The organism is Qipengyuania vesicularis (genome assembly GCF_019711415.1).
GTDB classification, from domain to species: Bacteria; Pseudomonadota; Alphaproteobacteria; order Sphingomonadales; family Sphingomonadaceae; genus Qipengyuania; species Qipengyuania vesicularis.
Window position 1 is genome coordinate 203,757 of record NZ_JAIGNJ010000001.1, and the last position, 16,770, is coordinate 220,526.

Below are 16,770 nucleotides of genomic sequence, written 5' to 3' on the forward strand. Positions count from 1 at the left end.
CTGGGGAAAAACCGAGAGATGCTGACCCTTCTGCGACAAGTGCGGTTGCGAGAGTGCATTTGTTATCGCAAAAATGACTGCATGCTCCTTGCGCACAAGGCGATGTGAATCGCAGGAATTCCGTCAACGCGACTTGCGCGCTGTTCTCTTCAAGATTCCTGATCTCTCTCGTCACAGGGATGGTTTGATCGAAAAGCTTCACCCGTGGACTATCGTCTTCTTCGATGACAATTCCTAGGATTTCGCTTCTTGGTCGATCGGAGCGAGAACTGGGGCACAAGATCTTGTTGTTGATCATTGCCCTAGAATTCCCATACGATTTTTATTCCGACCGACGTCTTCCCATCAGTATCTGTCTTACCCTCGATCTCAATTTTGTCTGGCATCCAAGCTGGTCGATCCTTCTTGGCAGTCTTTCCCTTCTTCGTTCTTGCGCTCTGCGGTGTGACTACATCAAAGGTTACTGAGCTTGCCTGGTGCTCGAAAAATGCTAATCCTTTCCAAAGCTCTTGTTCATCGCTGCTGGGGGAGCCGCCTTCCCGAATTCGATCAAGAGTTGTTTCGTCAAGATCAAATAGCTGACCCCAAGTCTCTGGGGATTCAATCAGATTGAGATAGAGGCGGATCCCTAGTGAAGGATCTCTTGCAAACTGATCGTTAAGCATCCCCAAGCTTTGACGATTGAGTTCATTGCCCGTCGCCAAGCGAGATATTTCGCGGCGAGAAAGGCTCGATGGATGTTTCCTGCCAAGTCTTTCGCCAACTCGCTCGAACCGATCACTAGCGGGTTCAATCCAAATACCGGCGGTGACGCGGTCATCCAACTTTCCCCTCTGGTTGGATATCGCACGTATCAGGGCATTTGCTACGTCCTCCGTGAGTTCGCCCAAAGAATCGTTATTAATCTTGCTGGAGCTAGCCACAAAATTTCTCCCAAAAGAACTAAGGTGAAAAATAGCCAGCGAAAATCTCAACTGTCACATGGACAGGTAAATGAGAAGTGCGCAACTACGTGGGGCGATAATTCGCTCTCACAATTTGCGACTCGTTAGTTTGATAATGAATTCACCTTACATCAAAAAACCTGCTTCGAAAAGATTTTACCTAAGGACTGATATCTTCGGTAGTTCCCGACTTTAGTCCGATTCGACCTATTGTTCGCTAGTCCTTAGTCTGAACGTCAACCATCCAATCGAATGGTTCTGGATGGCCATAGTCGTTTAGCGAAGAACATCGCATGGCAGTTGATCATAGAAAGGGTTCGAGGTTGGCTTGCGACGTGCGAGATTTATGTCCAATTCCATCATTGAATTTTCAAATTGACCCTTCTGAAAGAGTTCCATCCTGTCGGCTCCCTGCTAGGGCTGTCCCAACATGACTGACAGCATCTACATCCGCCCCATCGGCCTCGTGCCCGGTCCGCAATCCGAGCATGGCAATGCCATCCCTCTTGCCGGGACCATGGTTTATGCCAGCCGCTTTGCCGTGATCCTGCGCCGGGATGGCGAGATTGCCGAGCGCTGGCTCGCTGCGCCTGAAACGATGGCGGAGGTGCTTGGCCAGCTGCCGGACGAGGTCGCTGGCGATGCGGAGCAGCAGTGGGCGAACCTCACGCTCGCGCATCCGGCGCTGGAGCTGGGCAGCCGGACCGTCCGGCTCGACCAGCCGCAGGTGATGGGCATTCTCAACGTCACGCCCGACAGCTTCAGCGATGGCGGTGCGCATGCCGATCCCGATGCTGCGCGCGAACATGCCGCGGCGATGGTGGAGGCGGGGGCAAGCATCATCGATGTGGGCGGCGAGAGCACGCGGCCCGGCGCGAAAGCCGTCTGGGAAGGCGACGAAATCGAGCGGGTCGTCCCCGCGATCGAGGCGGCCGCGGCGATGGGCGCGGCGGTCAGTATCGACACGCGCAAGGCGGCGGTGATGGAAGCCGCGCTCGACGCGGGCGCGGTGCTGGTCAACGACGTCAGCGGGCTAACCCACGATCCGCGCAGCGCCGAGGTAATCGCCTCGCGCGGATGCCCGGTGGTGCTGATGCATGCGCCGGGAAGCGGGCAGGACCTGCACGAGGGCGGGGACTACGCCAATCCGGTGTTCGACGTCTTCGACGAGCTCCGCCGCCGCCGCGACGAGGCGCTGGAGGCGGGCATCGACGCGAGCCGCATCCTGCTCGATCCGGGTATCGGTTTCGGCAAGAGCCTCGCGGACAATCTCGCGCTCCTCAACGCGCTGCCGCTGTTCCACGCGCTCGGTCACCCGCTGATGCTGGGAGTGAGCCGCAAGCGGATGATCGGGGCGCTGTCGAACGAGGCCGACGCCGATGCACGGCTCGGCGGCAGCATCGCCCTGGCGGTGAAGGGCATGGATGCGGGCATCCAGCTCCTGCGCGTCCATGACGTCCCCGAAACCGTCCAGGCGCGCAATGTCTGGCGCGGATTGCGCGATGCGGCGCTGACCGATTTCGGGGATCTGCCAGCATAGCTGGTTGGGGGGGCTTGCCGGGCTAGTCCCCCGGCGAAGCAGCGCTCCCTGCCAGCAGGCCGCCGTCGAGGGTGAGCTCGGCGCCGGTCATGTAGCCGCTCTCGGTGCTGGCGAGGTAGACGCAGAGCGCGGCCACTTCCTCGACCGTGCCGAAGCGTTTCAAGGGTGTGTCCTTGACCATCGCGGCCTTGCGTTCTTCGAGATCGGGACCGTCGCCCAGCAGCGTCTCCCACATCGGGGTGAGCACGGCAGCCGGGTGGATCGAATTGCAGCGGATCGCCCAGCCATGCTGCGCGGCGTAAAGCGCCACCGACTTGGAGTGATTGCGGATCGCCGCCTTGCTCGCCGCATAGGCCGCAGCGCCCGGAATGCCGACAATGCCCGAGCGCGAAGACATGTTGATGATCGAGCCCGCGCCCTTCGCCTTCATGGCGCGCAGGGCATAGCGGCAGCCGAGGAAGCAGCCGTCGGTGTTGACCGCGTGGACGCGGTGCCATTCCTCGAGGCTGGCGTTTTCAGGGTCGTGCGGCGCGGGGCCGTCCTCGAAGCCGGTGATCCCGGCATTGTTGACGAGGACGTCGATGGCCGGGAAGCGCTCGGCGAAGGCGTCCCAGTCGGCCTCGCTCGCGACATCGAGCTTCACGAAGTCGCAGCCCAGTTCATCGGCCGCTTTCCTACCTTCGGCCACGTCGATATCGGTCAGCACGACGCGCGCGCCTTCGTTTATGAAGGCCTTGCACACGGCCTTGCCGATGCCGCGCGCACCGCCGGTTACCACGCAGAGCGTGTCGTTCAGTTTTTGCATGAGAAGTCTTTCGAGAAAATCAGGTGAGGCAGATCGGGACTCATGGTCCCGCCAGTGTATCATATCCGCCGTGGCGGTGGCCTTAGTTCACCTGACATGCTCCTCGAGATTGGCTGGCCGCGCCTATGACAGCACTAGGCGGCGTTGTCGATGCCCAGTTCCTGCAGCTTGCGGTAGAGCGTCGAGCGCCCGATCCCGAGACGGCGGGCGACTTCGGTCATCTTGCCGCGATAATGGCCGATGGCGAGGCGGATGATGTCGGCCTCGATCTCGCTCAGCGAACGGATGTGGCCGTCCTCTGCATAGAGCAGCGTGCCAAGGCCGCGCGACTTGCTCTCGCCGCGATCGGCCTCGCCGAGCAGTTCGGCAAGCTGCGGGAAACTGTGCGCGGTCAGCGCTTCGCGGCGTTCGTGGACGCAGGCGCGGAAAAGCACGGTCTGAAGCTGGCGGACGTTGCCCGGCCACTCATAAGCCTCGAGCAGCGAGAGACCGCTATCGGCGATCGAATGGTGCTTGTTGCCTTCCTGCTTGCCGAATTCGGAGAGGAAGTAGCGGACCAGTGCCGGGATATCGCCCATGCGCTCGCGCAGGGGCGGAAGAGTGATGCGCGTAGGGGAAAGCTTCTCGAACAGCTCGGGCGAGAACTTGCCTTCGTCTACCAGCACTTCGAGGCGGCGTTCGCTGCCTGCAAGGATGCGGACATCGATGCGGAAGCCGTGGCTCGCACCGGTGGGGCGAACGATGCCGGTTTCGAGGACCGCGGCGAGGCGTTCCTGGATCTCGCGGTCGACGGTGTCGATCTCGTCGAGGATCAGCGTCCCGCCGTCGCAGATCGACAGCAGGCCTTCCTGCCGCTCGAACGCGCCCGCAAAAGCGCCTTTCTCGTGACCGAAGAGGAGAGATTCGAGCGTGTTGGCGGGCAGGCCTTCGCAATTGACCAGCTTCTTGGGGCCCTTGGACCGGGTAGAGGCGTGGTGGATGGCACGCAGCAGCATTTCCTTGCCCGTGCCGCTTTCCCCCTCGACCAGCACGTGCCCGTGACCACGCGCGGCAGTGGCTGCCTTGGCGAGGGCGGTGCGGAAGGCCGTATCGCTGCCGACCATGGCGTCGAAATCGAGGATCGGCGGCAGTTTTTCGGCCAGCGGCTGCAGCTCGTCACGCGAACTGTCGCCTCGCACCGCGCCGCGCAGCGCCAGCGCAAGGCGTTCGGGCACAACCGGCTTGATAAGATAATCGCTCGCGCCAGCGCGCATGGCCTCGACCGCCTGCAGCGGCGAGTTGGAGCCGGCGATCATGACCACCGATACTTCGCTCGCACTGCGGACCTGGCGGATGTAGTCGCAAGGATCGTCGCCCGCCACACGCTGGTCGAACAGCAGGCAATCAGCTTCGCTGCCTTCCTTGGAACCCAGCAGCTCTAGCGCTTCTTCGCAGCTTTCGGCGGTCTTCACGCGCCAGTTTTCGCGCTTTGCGAGCGACGTGATGATCCGGGCCTGCGCAGGCTCGTTATCGACCAGTATCAGCAAACGGCTCTTCTCTGTCGCCATGGACGCTCACATTCCCTTGCCCCGCGATACACGTGTCGCGCGCTTTGATTTTGCATAGCGCATGCGGGTAAATGGCGGATTAACCCCACAATTCGCGCAGGTCCAATGCTTCGAGGCAGCAGCTATGCCCTTGTCGATCCGGTCGCCGCATTCTAGACCCCCATCCGCATAACGGACAAAAGAGGGAACTGCACTTATGGATTCCGCCAACGACAGGAAGGCGCACGAGAAAACCTACGGCTCCTTTATCGCCATGCTCAAGTGGGTGGTCCCGCTGCTGGCTGTCATCACCGCGGTTGTCGTCGTCCTGATTTCCGGCTGAGCGCGGCCCTATGCGGATCGCGGTGCTCAAGGAGCGTGCACCCGGTGAAAGCCGGGTCGCCATCACGCCCGAAACGGTGAAGACATTTGCCGCTTTGGGAGCCACAATCGCGATCGAGGAGGGGGCGGGGGTTACCGCCTCCATATCCGACGAAGCCTATCGGGAGGCCGGGGCCGAAGTGGTTTCCGGCCCCAAGGCTGTCGAAGGCGCGGATATCGTGCTGGGCGTACAGGCGCCGGACGTCATGGCCCTGGCCGGGGCGAAACCGGGCGCCTGGGTGGCGGCGACCTTCGATCCTTTCCGCAATGGCGAGCTGGTCGAGGCCTATGCCAAGGGCGGCTTCGAGGCGCTCTCGATGGAATTCATGCCGCGGATCACGCGTGCGCAGAGCATGGATGTGCTCTCCAGCCAGTCGAACCTCGCCGGTTACAAGGCGGTGCTGACCGCGGCCAACGAGTATGGCCGCGCCTTCCCGATGATGATGACCGCCGCCGGCACGGTGCAGGCGGCGAAAGTCTTCGTTATGGGCGTGGGCGTGGCGGGCTTGCAGGCCATTGCGACCGCTAAGCGGCTGGGCGCGCAGGTGAGTGCGACTGACGTGCGCTCGGCAACCAAGGAACAGATCCAGTCGCTCGGTGCAAAACCGGTGTTTGTCGAGGAAGTGGCGGGCATCGAGGGCGAAGGTTCGGGCGGCTATGCCACCGAGATGAGCGAGGAATACCAGAAGGCGCAGGCAGAGCTGGTGAGCTCGCATATCGCCAAACAGGACATCGTCATCACCACCGCGCTGATCCCCGGCCGGCCCGCGCCGAAGCTGATTTCGGACGCGCAGATTGCAACGATGAAGCCCGGCAGCGTGATTTTCGACCTTGCCGTGGCGCAGGGCGGAAATGTGGAAGGTTCGCAACCCGACCAAACCGTCGAAAAGCACGGCGTGAAGATCGTAGGCTATTCGAACACCGCAGGGCATCTCGCCGCAGACGCTTCGGCCCTGTTCGCGCGCAATCTGTTCAACTTTCTCTCCGCCTTCTGGGACAAGGAAGCAGGCAAGCCAGTCCTCGACGAGGAAATCGGCGATGCCGTCCGCCTCACGCAGGGCGGGAAGGTCGTGAACGAGAGGCTGGCGGGTTGAAAGCAGGATTGGCTTTCGTACTGCTTGTGGCATCCTGCGGTGCACCTTCGGCGGGCGGCCAATCCACGGAAGACGGTCTAAGCGACGCGTATTGGGCAATGAGAGACGCAGGCGTTTGTGCCTCGTTGGACCCGCGAACTGAAATTCGTGCCTACTGGGAAGAGGTGGAGCGGACCGAGAACCTGTTGTTCGAGGGGTGGCGGTCCGGGTTGGGCGAAAAGCTCACGGCGGCAAAGACGTCTTGGGAGGAGGACGATGCAGTGTCAGACAAAATCTGCCCCTTTCAGATGCAGGGCGCAGCTGAAGAACCCAGTCTCAAGCAATATGCTGAGGCAAATGACGCCATTGAGGCGGCAATAGCAGCGGAGGCTGGTTAGTGGACTTCATTTCAATCCTGTCGATTTTCGTGCTGGCGTGCTTCGTCGGCTATTACGTGGTCTGGTCGGTCACGCCCGCGCTGCACACGCCGCTGATGGCGGTGACCAATGCGATTTCCTCGGTAATCATCGTCGGAGCGCTGATAGCGGCGGCGGCGGCGGATGTACCGGGGGCGAAGTGGTTGGGGCTGCTCGGTATCGTGCTCGCCAGCGTGAATATCTTCGGCGGGTTTGCGGTTACGGCGCGAATGCTCGCCATGTACAAGAAGAAGGAGAAGAAGTGATGAAGCGCTTCCTCTCCATTCCGTCATTGCGAGGCGACGCAGTCGCCGCGGCAATCCATCGCCCTCGCGCGTGGCTAAGTGGTCGGTCGATGGATCGCGTCGTCGCTTCGCTCCTCGCGATGACGATGCTTGTTTTTGCCACACCTGCCCATGCCGCGACCGGCGAGACGGTGAATCCGTGGGTGGCACTCGCCTATCTCGTGTCGGGCGTATTCTTCATCCTCGCGCTGCGCGGCCTGTCCTCGCCCGCGACGAGCCGGACGGGCAACCGTTTCGGCATGATCGGCATGCTGATTGCGGTGGTGACGACGCTGGTGACGCACGACATTGCCAATATCGTCGAGATCCTGATCGCAATTGCGGTCGGTGGGGTCATAGGCCTCGTTATCGCGCGGCGCATTGCGATGACCTCAATGCCCGAGCTGGTCGCGGCGTTCCACTCGCTCGTCGGCCTTGCCGCGGTGCTGGTGGGCTGGGCAGCCTATCTCAATCCGGGAGCCTTCGGCCTGCTGACCGACACCGGCATCGGCGCGGTTTCCAAGGTCGAGATGGGTCTTGGCATTGCCATAGGGGCGATCACCTTCTCGGGCTCGGTCATCGCCTTTGCCAAGCTGTCGGGACGAATGAGCGGCTCGCCGATCCTCTTGCCTGCGCGGCACGTCATCAACCTCGGCACGCTGGCGGCGATCATCGTGTTGACGGCGCTCTTCGCCATGGCCGGACCTGCCGAGACCATGCCGCTGATCATCGCGCTGACGGTGCTCGCCTTCCTCATCGGCTTCCTGCTGATCATTCCCATCGGCGGGGCGGATATGCCGGTCGTGGTCTCGATGCTGAACAGCTATTCGGGCTGGGCGGCGGCGGCGATGGGCTTCACGCTCGGCAATACGGCGATGATCATCACTGGCGCGCTGGTCGGGTCCTCGGGCGCTATCCTCAGCTACATCATGTGCCGCGCGATGAACCGCAGCTTTATCTCGGTGATCGCAGGCGGGTTCGGCGCAGACGATAGCGGCGCTGGCGGCGGAGAGGCGAAGGAGCAGCGGCCCTACAAGCAGGGCAGCGCGGCCGATGCGGCCTTCATGCTCGAGCAGGCGGAAAAGGTCATCATCATCCCCGGCTACGGCATGGCAGTGGCGCAGGCGCAGCACGCGCTTCGTGAGATGGCCGACATGCTGGAGGAGAAGGGCGTGGAGGTGAAATACGCCATCCACCCCGTCGCCGGGCGGATGCCGGGGCATATGAACGTGCTGCTCGCCGAAGCGCAGGTGCCTTACGAAAACGTGTTCGAGCTGGAGGACATCAACAGCGAATTCGCGCAGGCCGATGTCGCCTTCATCATCGGCGCGAACGATGTGGTGAACCCGGCGGCCAAGACCGACAAATCATCGCCCATTTACGGCATGCCCGTGTTCGATGTGGACAAGGCCAAGCAGGTCTTCTTCATCAAGCGCTCGATGGGTGGCGTGGGCTATGCCGGGGTCGACAACGACGTATTCTACATGGACCAGACCATGATGCTGCTGTCCGATGCCAAGAAAATGGTCGAGGAAATCGTGAAGGCGCTCGACTAAGGCCATGCGCAAGGTGCTGATCATCATCGTCCTGCTGGCTATCGTCGGCATCGGCGCCTGGGGCTATTTCGGCGGCATCGAGCGGGTCACGGCCGGACGTATCGAGACCGCGCTGGTCGTACGCGGCGTGCCGCAACCCGTCGCAGCCTGCATGGGTACGCGGCTTTCGGAACGGCTCACGATCACCCAATTGCGCGAGCTCCAGCAGATCGGCGAGCGCGAACGCGAAGTCGGCATGCCCGCCAGCACCGTCGAGTTCCTCGAGCGCCTGCGCTCGGTCGAAGATGTCGAGCTGATCGAGGTCGTCGGCACTTCGGCAGCAATCTGTTCGTTCACCGCGGGTTAGACGCGCTTGCAATAGTTTTCCCGCTTGGCACTATGGCGGCCAAGAGGGAGAGACTCATGATCCGCATTGCCATTTCCGCCGCACTCCTCGCCAGCGCCGCCCCGGTGCTTGCCGAAACGCACAGCATCGAACCGGGCGATGGCGCGCAGGAGCGCCTGCAGGAAGCGCTGATCCTGGCCGAACCGGGCGACGAGATCGTGCTGGCCGCTGGCCGCTATCACATCACCGACGGGCTGAGCCTCGATGTCGATGGCGTGACCGTGCGCGGCGCGGGAATGGACGGAACCGTGCTCGATTTCACCGGCCAGCAAGGCGCGGGCGAGGGGCTGCTGGTCACCAGTGACAATGTCACCCTGCGTGATTTCGCGGTCGAGAACCCCAAGGGCGACGGGATCAAGTCCAAGGGCGCGGACAATATCGTCTATCACCGCATTCGCGTCACCTGGACTCGCGGTCCGCATGAGGAAAACGGCGCCTATGCGATCTATCCGGTGGAAAGCACCGGCGTGCTCGTCGACGGTGTGAAGGTGACCGGCGCCTCCGATGCGGGGATTTACGTGGGCCAGTCCAGCAAGATCACCGTGCGCAATTCGATCGCCGAAGCCAATGTAGCGGGTATCGAGATCGAGAACAGCCGCGATGCGCTGGTCGAACACAATATCGCCACGCGTAATACCGGTGGTATATTGATTTTCGACCTGCCCAACCTTCCGGTGATGGGCGGCGGCAACGTGATCGTGCGCAACAATCTCGTGGTCGCCAATGATACGCCGAATTTCGCGCCTCCGGGCAATATCGTGGCGGGCGTGCGGCGCGGCACGGGGATCATGGTGATGGCCAATGACAATGTGCTGGTCGAAGGCAACCTGCTGTCGGGCAATCCCACCGCGCCGATCATGGTGATCGCCTATGTCCAGCCCTATGACGACGAGCGCTACAATCCGCTCCCGCGCGAAGTGGTGGTGGGCGAGAATACGATCGAAGATGGCGGCTACGATCCGCAGCTCGACGGTGCCGATATGCTCAAGGCGGCCTTCGGCGGCGAATTGCCCCCGATCATGTGGGACGGCCTCGGCAGCCTCTATGTCAGCGGCGATACGCCCGGCTGGACGCTTGGCCTGACCGAGCAGGGCAAGGGACTGGGCGATGCGCAGCCCGCGCCGCTCGCAGCCCCCGCGCCGGCGGCTGATTTCGACGAGACCGGCATCGGTGCGCCTGCCGAGCTGGACGAGCGGCTGGGATGAAGCTTGGGGGTCTCCTCCTCGCAGCGGCGGCACTGTCGCTGGCTACTGCTTCAGGCGAGGCGCGGCGGGCGATGCCCGACGTCGCCGATGACGTGATTACCGGTGACCGCCTCCCACGCACGCTCGAGGAATATGGCTTCTTCATCCATGCCGATGCGCAGGTGCCGACCCTGGGCGTGGTCCCCTATCGCCTCAATACCCCGCTCTATTCGGACGGCGCGGAGAAGTTGCGCTTCGTCTATGTGCCCGAGGGCCAGGAGGTCGGCTTGGGCGAGGACGGTTTGCTGCAATTCCCGGTCGGCAGCGCGATCATCAAGACCTTCGCATTCGGGGAGGGCGAAGAACGGCGGCTGATCGAAACGCGTGTGCTGTTGCATCGTGCCGATGGCTGGCTCGCGCTGCCCTATCTCTGGAACGAGGAGCAGACCGAGGCCCGGCTGGCGGTTGCAGGGGCGCGGATCGACCTCTCCACGCCAAAGGGCGAGGCCATCAGCTACCGCGTGCCGAACAAGAACCAGTGCAAGGAGTGCCACGGCCTCGATGGCGCGGTGACGCCGATTGGGCCGAAGGCGCGCAATCTCTCGGCTGTATGGCTGAAGGAGCATTTCGGGATGGCGCCAAAGGATGCAGGTGTCATGCCGGTCTGGGAAGAACGCGCCTCCGCCAGCGCCGAAGACGCGGCCCGCGCCTATCTCGACGTCAATTGCGCGCATTGCCACCGGCCTGGTGCGACGGCCTCGAACAGCGGCCTCGACCTGCGCTGGGAGCAGCACGATCCGATTGCCATCGGCATCATGAAGCGACCCGTGGCCGCAGGGCGCGGGGCGGGCGACCTGCTCTTCGACGTGGTCCCGGGCAAGCCGGAGGAATCCATCCTGCTCCACCGAATGTTGAGCAATGATCCGGGTGTCGCCATGCCCGAACTCGGCAAGTCGACGATCGACGAAGAAGGAACCGAGGCTGTCCGCAAGTGGATTGCGGGCATGCCCGACAGCTGACTTTCCTACTTTGCGGTGCCACTGATAAGACCCGGCCATGATGACATCGGGCAAACATGAAACCGCGCATTTCCGGCATTCAGCACCGGAACGGCGGCCCGGGGATTTATTAGCTCAGGACTGTGTTCCATGTGTTCCATCCTGTAGGACCGGTATTGGGGGAGTAGGTGTATGAAATGGGTGTGGCGCGGATTGGGGGTATTGCTGGCGGTGCTGGTCATCGCCTTTTTCGTCATGCGCGTGCCCGATACCGATCCGGCGGAAATGCGCGCCAAGTATGGCAGCGCGCCTTCGCAGTTCCTCGACATCGGCGAGGGGCGGGAGATCCATGTCCGCGATGAAGGACCGCGCGATGCGCCCGTGATCGTCCTTCTCCACGGATCGAATGCCGATCTCCATACCTGGCAGCAGTGGACCGAAATCCTGCGCGAGGACTATCGCGTCATCCGGTTCGACCAGCGCGGTCATGGCCTGACCGGACCTGCGCCGGACGATGATTACAGTGCGGTCGGCTTCGGCGCGGACATCGATGCGGTGACCGAGGCGCTGGGCGTCGATACCTTCACCCTTGCGGGCAATTCGATGGGCGGCGGGATCGCCATGGCCTATGCGATGGACAACCCCTGGCGGCTCGATGCGCTGGTCCTGGTCGATGCAGGTGGTGCGCCGATCGAACGCGAGGGCGGGGGCAATATCGCCTTCACGCTCGCTGGCATGCCCGTCATCGGCGACATCATGAGCCAACTGCTGCCGCGCAGCCTGATCGAACGCAGCCTGTCGCAAAGCGTCTCCAACCAGGATGTGGTGACCGACGAAGCCGTGACGCGCTATTGGGAGATGGCGCGCTATCCGGGCAATCGCGGCGCAACCCGCATTCGCTTTTCTGCGCCGCGCACTGCCTTCGACCCGGCGGACATCGCCCGCGTGCAGGTGCCGACGCTGATCATCTGGGGCAAGGAGGACGCGCTGATCCCCTATGCCGCCGCCGAATGGTATGACGAGCAGCTGCCCAACAGCACGCTCGTCGCCTATGACGGGATCGGGCATATTCCCATGGAAGAGGCACCCGAACGCAGCGCCACCGATCTCGCGATCTGGCTCAATGAGGCGCTGATCCCTCCCGAAGTGCCGACCGAGGAACCGGCGGATGCCGAACCCGTTCTAACCCCTTGAACATGAGGGGCCGCACAGGGGCGGCAGGGCCATAATCGAAGGGAGCGCGGATCTTGCGCACATTGGGTCTCATCGGCGGGATGAGCTGGATTTCCACCCGCGCCTATTATGAACGGATCAACAAGCTGGTCCAGAAGCGCGCCCAGCCCATGGCGAGTGCGCCCATGCTGATCGACAGCCTCGACTATTCGCGCATCGCAAGTGCCAAGCAGGCCGACGATTGGGACGCCATCGCCTCGATCCTGGTCGAGAGCGCGCGAAAGCTGGAATCTGCCGGTTCCGAGGCGATCGTCATCGCCGCCAACACCATGCACAAGAGCTACGAGCGCGTTTCGGAAGCGATTTCCATCCCGGTGCTGCACATTGCGGACTCGGTGGGTGAAGCGATGGCCGAGGCCAAGTGCGAAAGCGCCGCTTTATTGGGAACGCGTTTCGTGATGACCGAGAGCTTTTATCGCCAGCGACTTGTCTCGCACGGGGTCGACCTGCTCCCGCCCGATCCCAATGATGTCGAACTGGTCGACGGGATCATCTACAAGGAGCTGATGCTGGGACGGGTCACGCGCGACGCGGAACGCCAGCTCAAGACGATCATCACCATGAAGGAGAAGGAGGGGGCGGATGCCATCGTCCTCGCCTGCACCGAGCTGGAACTGGTGGTGGACACCGCCGCGAACGTGCTTCCGGTCTTCAACTCGACCGATATCCACTGCCGCGCCGCGACCGACTGGATCCTGGGCTAAAGCCCGGAGGCCCGTAGATTTGCAGCGCAACTGGCACGCTTTGTCGTGTTTTGGTGAAAACTGTCCTTAATGACATTGCCTACATGATCGCAGGCAGCATTGTGTCCTCCTCGATCTCTAGGGAAGGGACTGCTTTAATGACAATGAAATTGGGTCGCGTTGCGACCGCAAGCGTGGTTGCGCTTGCGGGAGCAGCCGTTGCTACGCCAGCCATGGCGCAAAAAATCGAAAATCAGTATGTTTGCGTGTTCAATCCGGGCCTCGTGGCCAAGGGCCAGGTCAAGGCCGAGGCGCGCCGCTCTGCCAATGCAGCAGCCGGAAACGTGCGCTTCACTTACGAGAACACGATCCGCGGTTTCGCGGTGAACGCCTCGGCGCAGGGCGTCGCCAATATGCAGGCGAAGAACCCGCGTATCGCCTATTGCGAACAGGACCAGGTCTACAAGACCAGCGCTCCGCCCCCGGGCAAGGGACCGGGCGGTGGTGGCGGTGACGGTGGCACCGGTCCGGCTGAGGAAACACCCTGGGGTGTGGAGCGCGTTGGTGGTGGCCAGACCGGCGCTACGGGCCGCGCTCTCGTGATCGACAGCGGTGTCGATCTCGACCATCCCGACCTGATCGTCGATGCAGGTCTTTCGCGCAACTTCACGCGCGACAAGACGGCCGATGACCAGAACGGCCACGGCACGCACGTCGCGGGTACGATTGCCGCGATCAAGGGCAATGGCATTGGCGTTGTGGGTGTTGCACCCGGCGTCACCGTGGTCGGCATCAAGGTGCTCGACCGCCGTGGTTCGGGTTCGACGAGCGGCGTGATTGCCGGGATTGAGTATGCGGCTTCGATCGCCAATTCCAATGACGTGGCGAACATGTCGCTTGGCGGAGGCTTCAGCCAGGCGCTGAACGATGCGGTTATCGCTGCGGCAGAGGGCGGCCTTCGCTTCGCTCTTGCGGCCGGCAATGAAAGCACCGACGCTGCGACCAAGTCGCCCGCTTCGGCCAATCACCCGAACATCTACACGATCAGCTCGTTCGCGCAGGGCGACAACTGGTCGAGCTTCTCCAACTACGGCAATCCGCCGGTCGATTATTCCGAGCCCGGTTCGGCGATCTATTCGACCTACAAGGGTGGCGGCTACGCAACGCTGTCGGGCACCTCGATGGCCAGCCCGCACATGGCCGGCCTCTTGCTGCTCGGTCCGATCCGTAGCGGCGGAACTGTGAATGGCGATCCGGATAGAAATCCGGACACCATCGGCATCAACTGATCGGTTGAAGTCGATCCTCCGAAGGGCCGCGTGTCTAATGATGCGCGGCCTCTTCTTTTGCTCCCGTTCCGAGCGCTTTCTGCCGAAAAGCCGGAGGGTTCGCTTTTCGTTCACGTTGTCGCGAGGAATCGGCTGACCTAAGCGTCTGGCACCGATGGAGAGAGCCCCTTACGCCGCCGACCCCGCCGCATCGCGCGGGCGCGAATTCGCCGAAGATCGCGAAGGCGCGCGCGGGCCTCGCAGCGAGTTCCAGCGCGACCGCGACCGGATCATCCATTCGATTGCCTTCCGCCGCCTGCGGTCGAAGACGCAGGTGTTCGTTTCGCCCGACGGTGACCATTATCGTACACGGCTTACGCATAGCATCGAGGTCGCGCAGATTGGCCGCGTTATCGCACGTGAATTGGGGCTGGACGAGGATCTCACCGAAGCGCTCTGCCTCGGGCACGATATCGGCCACCCGCCTTTTGGCCACGCCGGCGAGAAGGCGCTGGAGCAGGCCATGGGCCACGCCGGTGGCTATGACCACAATGCGCAGGGTATTCGCACGCTTGCTCGCCTAGAGAGCCCCTATCCCGACCATGTCGGCCTCAACCTCACATGGGAGACACTGGAGGGCCTCGCGAAGCACAACGGACCGATTGTCGGCGCAAACTGGGCGCTGGCAGAGGTCAATGATGCCTTTCCGCTGGAGCTGGGCGAGTGGCCTTCGCTCGAAGCGCAGGTGGCTGCGGTGGCGGATGATATCGCCTATGACAATCACGATATCGACGATGGTCTTCGAGCCGGGTTCCTCTCGCTCGACGACCTGATGGAGATCGACTTCCTTGCCGACCAGTTCCGCAAGGTCGAGCAGCGGTACCCCAATGCGCCGCGCGATATCCAGTTGCGCGAGCTGGTCCGCAGCCAGATCGGCCTGATGGTCAACGACGTGATCGAGAATACGCGTGCCAATGTGAAGGGCATGGACAGCATCGACGAGGTTCGCGGGGCCGGGAAACAGCTCGCGGGCTTCTCGCTCGGCATCGCCACCGAGGAGCGGCGGCTCAAGAAATTCATGTACCAGCGGCTCTATTACCATCCCGAACAGATCGGCACGGCCGAGAAGGCGCGCGATGTGGTGGCGCGGCTTTTTGCCGCTTACCAGCAGGATCCGACAACCATGCCCGACGATTGGCTCTCGCGCCTGCCCCAGGATGAGCCCGGCAAGAGCCGTCATATTGCGGATTTCATCGCGGGCATGACCGACCGTTTCGCCATCCAGCAATGCCGGAAGATTTACGGGCGCGCACCCGAAGGCCTGTCGAATGTCTGATCCCCTGCGTCTCTGCCTGATCGGCGCGACCGGCCTCATCGGCGGCGCGGTCATGCGGGAATGCATTGGCCGCGAGGACATCCGCCTGCAGGCGATCGGCAGGCGCGAGGCGAAGCTGCCGCAGGGTATCCGCATCGAGTATTTTGTCGCCGACCCGAACAAGTGGGGCGAAGTATTCGAAGCCTTGCGCCCCAAGGCGGTGATCTGCGCACTTGGCACGACGTGGAAGAAGAGCGGCGAGGACGAAGAGGCATTCCGCGCGGTCGACCAGCACCTGGTGCTCAACACGGCCAGGGCGGCCCTGGACAACGGTGTCGACCGGTTTGTGGCCATCAGCTCGGTCGGAGCGGACATGGCCTCGCGCAATTTCTACCTCAAGGTGAAGGGCGAGGTCGAACGCGAATTGACGCGCATGCGCTTCAACCGCCTCGACATCCTGCGCCCCGGATTGCTCATCGGCCATCGCGAGAACGACCGGCGCACGGGCGAGCGGCTGGGTATTGCAGCTGCGCCCATCGCCAATCTCTTCATGCACGGCAAGTACCGCCAGTACCGCGGGATCAAGGCTGAACTGGTGGCACGTGGCGCGATCGCGCTGGCCAAGCGTGCGGCTCGTGGGCGTTTCGTGCACGACAACGACGCCATCCTGCGCGCGGCGAACACCTTGCCGCGCCTCGTCGACGAATAGGAGACCGGCCATGTGGGACATCGTGTTTTCGATAGGCAACCTTCTGGCGCTGATCCTTTGGGCAGCACTGATCCTGATGCCGCGCTGGCCTGCGCTACTTTCGGCTATCCTTTATCTCGGCGTAGGCATGCTCTGTCTTGCCTACTCGGTCGGCCTGATCGGAATACTGACCGGTGCGCTCGATCCCGTGGGCAGTTACGAAGGTGGGCTGGATTTCGGCTCCATCGAAGGTGTGCGGGCAATCTTCGCCAATGACGGCGGCGTGACCGTGGGCTGGATCCACTATCTCGCATTCGATCTCTTCGTCGGCCTGTGGATTGCGCGCGATGCCGATGCCAAGGGTTTCTCCCGATTGCTGCAGGCCCCGATACTGTTGGCCACGTTCATGGCTGGCCCGCTGGGATTGTTCGTATGGCTGGTCGTGCGAGAGCGGCGAGCAAGGCAGAGCGGTCGCTGGCAATAGGGTCCTT

The 16,770-nt window shown here is 62.5% G+C and carries 17 protein-coding genes; 14 read left to right on the top strand and 3 right to left on the bottom strand.

What is annotated here, in order from left to right:
- Window positions 1–302: 302 nt before the first annotated feature.
- Entirely contained in the window at window positions 303–824 is a 522-nt protein-coding gene (locus K3146_RS01030) for a hypothetical protein (RefSeq protein WP_221544360.1), read from the bottom strand.
- A 550-nt stretch (window positions 825–1,374) separates the two neighbouring features.
- Between K3146_RS01030 and folP the strand changes: the two genes are divergently transcribed.
- A complete protein-coding gene (gene folP, locus K3146_RS01035) occupies window positions 1,375–2,484 on the top strand; it encodes a dihydropteroate synthase (protein ID WP_221544361.1) in 1,110 nt (369 codons plus the stop codon).
- A gap of 22 nt (window positions 2,485–2,506) precedes the next feature.
- On the opposite strand, the gene K3146_RS01040 is transcribed toward folP, so the two are convergent.
- Both K3146_RS01040 and K3146_RS01045 read right to left on the bottom strand, forming a co-directional pair.
- Complete coding sequence (locus K3146_RS01040; RefSeq protein WP_221544362.1) at window positions 2,507–3,289, bottom strand: SDR family oxidoreductase; 783 nt, start codon at window positions 3,287–3,289, stop codon at window positions 2,507–2,509.
- Between the two features lie 134 nt (window positions 3,290–3,423).
- On the bottom strand, window positions 3,424–4,836 hold the full coding sequence (locus tag K3146_RS01045; RefSeq protein ID WP_221544363.1) for a sigma-54-dependent transcriptional regulator: 1,413 nt from the start codon (window positions 4,834–4,836) through the stop codon (window positions 3,424–3,426).
- Window positions 4,837–5,032: 196 nt separating this feature from the next.
- Between K3146_RS01045 and K3146_RS01050 the strand changes: the two genes are divergently transcribed.
- The 13 genes from K3146_RS01050 (at window position 5,033) to K3146_RS01110 (ending at window position 16,763) form a co-directional block, all read left to right on the top strand.
- Window positions 5,033–5,158, top strand: coding sequence for an aa3-type cytochrome c oxidase subunit IV (locus tag K3146_RS01050; protein WP_221544364.1), 126 nt, complete (start codon window positions 5,033–5,035; stop codon window positions 5,156–5,158).
- Between the two features lie 10 nt (window positions 5,159–5,168).
- Window positions 5,169–6,290 (top strand): Re/Si-specific NAD(P)(+) transhydrogenase subunit alpha, encoded by a 1,122-nt coding sequence (locus tag K3146_RS01055; protein WP_221544365.1) that lies wholly within the window; start codon window positions 5,169–5,171, stop codon window positions 6,288–6,290.
- A 376-nt stretch (window positions 6,291–6,666) separates the two neighbouring features.
- Window positions 6,667–6,951: an NAD(P) transhydrogenase subunit alpha part 2 gene (locus tag K3146_RS01060; RefSeq protein ID WP_006833497.1), complete on the top strand. Its 285-nt coding sequence runs from the start codon at window positions 6,667–6,669 to the stop codon at window positions 6,949–6,951.
- A 125-nt stretch (window positions 6,952–7,076) separates the two neighbouring features.
- Window positions 7,077–8,525: an NAD(P)(+) transhydrogenase (Re/Si-specific) subunit beta gene (locus K3146_RS01065; protein ID WP_221545179.1), complete on the top strand. Its 1,449-nt coding sequence runs from the start codon at window positions 7,077–7,079 to the stop codon at window positions 8,523–8,525.
- 4 nt (window positions 8,526–8,529) lie between these two features.
- Entirely contained in the window at window positions 8,530–8,871 is a 342-nt protein-coding gene (locus K3146_RS01070; protein ID WP_221544366.1) for a hypothetical protein, read from the top strand.
- A 56-nt stretch (window positions 8,872–8,927) separates the two neighbouring features.
- Complete coding sequence (locus K3146_RS01075; protein WP_221544367.1) at window positions 8,928–10,115, top strand: parallel beta-helix domain-containing protein; 1,188 nt, start codon at window positions 8,928–8,930, stop codon at window positions 10,113–10,115.
- Window positions 10,112–11,113 carry an SO2930 family diheme c-type cytochrome gene (locus K3146_RS01080; RefSeq protein WP_221544368.1) on the top strand — a complete coding sequence of 334 codons (1,002 nt, stop codon included), beginning with the start codon at window positions 10,112–10,114 and terminating at the stop codon, window positions 11,111–11,113. Before K3146_RS01075 ends, K3146_RS01080 begins: the two co-directional genes overlap by 4 nt.
- Window positions 11,114–11,284: 171 nt before the next feature.
- Entirely contained in the window at window positions 11,285–12,286 is a 1,002-nt protein-coding gene (locus tag K3146_RS01085; protein WP_221544369.1) for an alpha/beta fold hydrolase, read from the top strand.
- A 53-nt stretch (window positions 12,287–12,339) separates the two neighbouring features.
- On the top strand, window positions 12,340–13,029 hold the full coding sequence (locus tag K3146_RS01090) for an aspartate/glutamate racemase family protein (RefSeq protein ID WP_221544370.1): 690 nt from the start codon (window positions 12,340–12,342) through the stop codon (window positions 13,027–13,029).
- 143 nt (window positions 13,030–13,172) lie between these two features.
- A complete protein-coding gene (locus K3146_RS01095; RefSeq protein ID WP_221544371.1) occupies window positions 13,173–14,297 on the top strand; it encodes a S8 family serine peptidase in 1,125 nt (374 codons plus the stop codon).
- Between the two features lie 154 nt (window positions 14,298–14,451).
- A complete protein-coding gene (locus K3146_RS01100; RefSeq protein ID WP_221544372.1) occupies window positions 14,452–15,612 on the top strand; it encodes a deoxyguanosinetriphosphate triphosphohydrolase in 1,161 nt (386 codons plus the stop codon).
- On the top strand, window positions 15,605–16,300 hold the full coding sequence (locus K3146_RS01105) for an NAD(P)H-binding protein (protein ID WP_221544373.1): 696 nt from the start codon (window positions 15,605–15,607) through the stop codon (window positions 16,298–16,300). Before K3146_RS01100 ends, K3146_RS01105 begins: the two co-directional genes overlap by 8 nt.
- 10 nt (window positions 16,301–16,310) lie before the next feature.
- Window positions 16,311–16,763, top strand: coding sequence for an ABA4-like family protein (locus tag K3146_RS01110; protein ID WP_221544374.1), 453 nt, complete (start codon window positions 16,311–16,313; stop codon window positions 16,761–16,763).
- The last annotated feature ends 7 nt before the right edge of the window (window positions 16,764–16,770 follow it).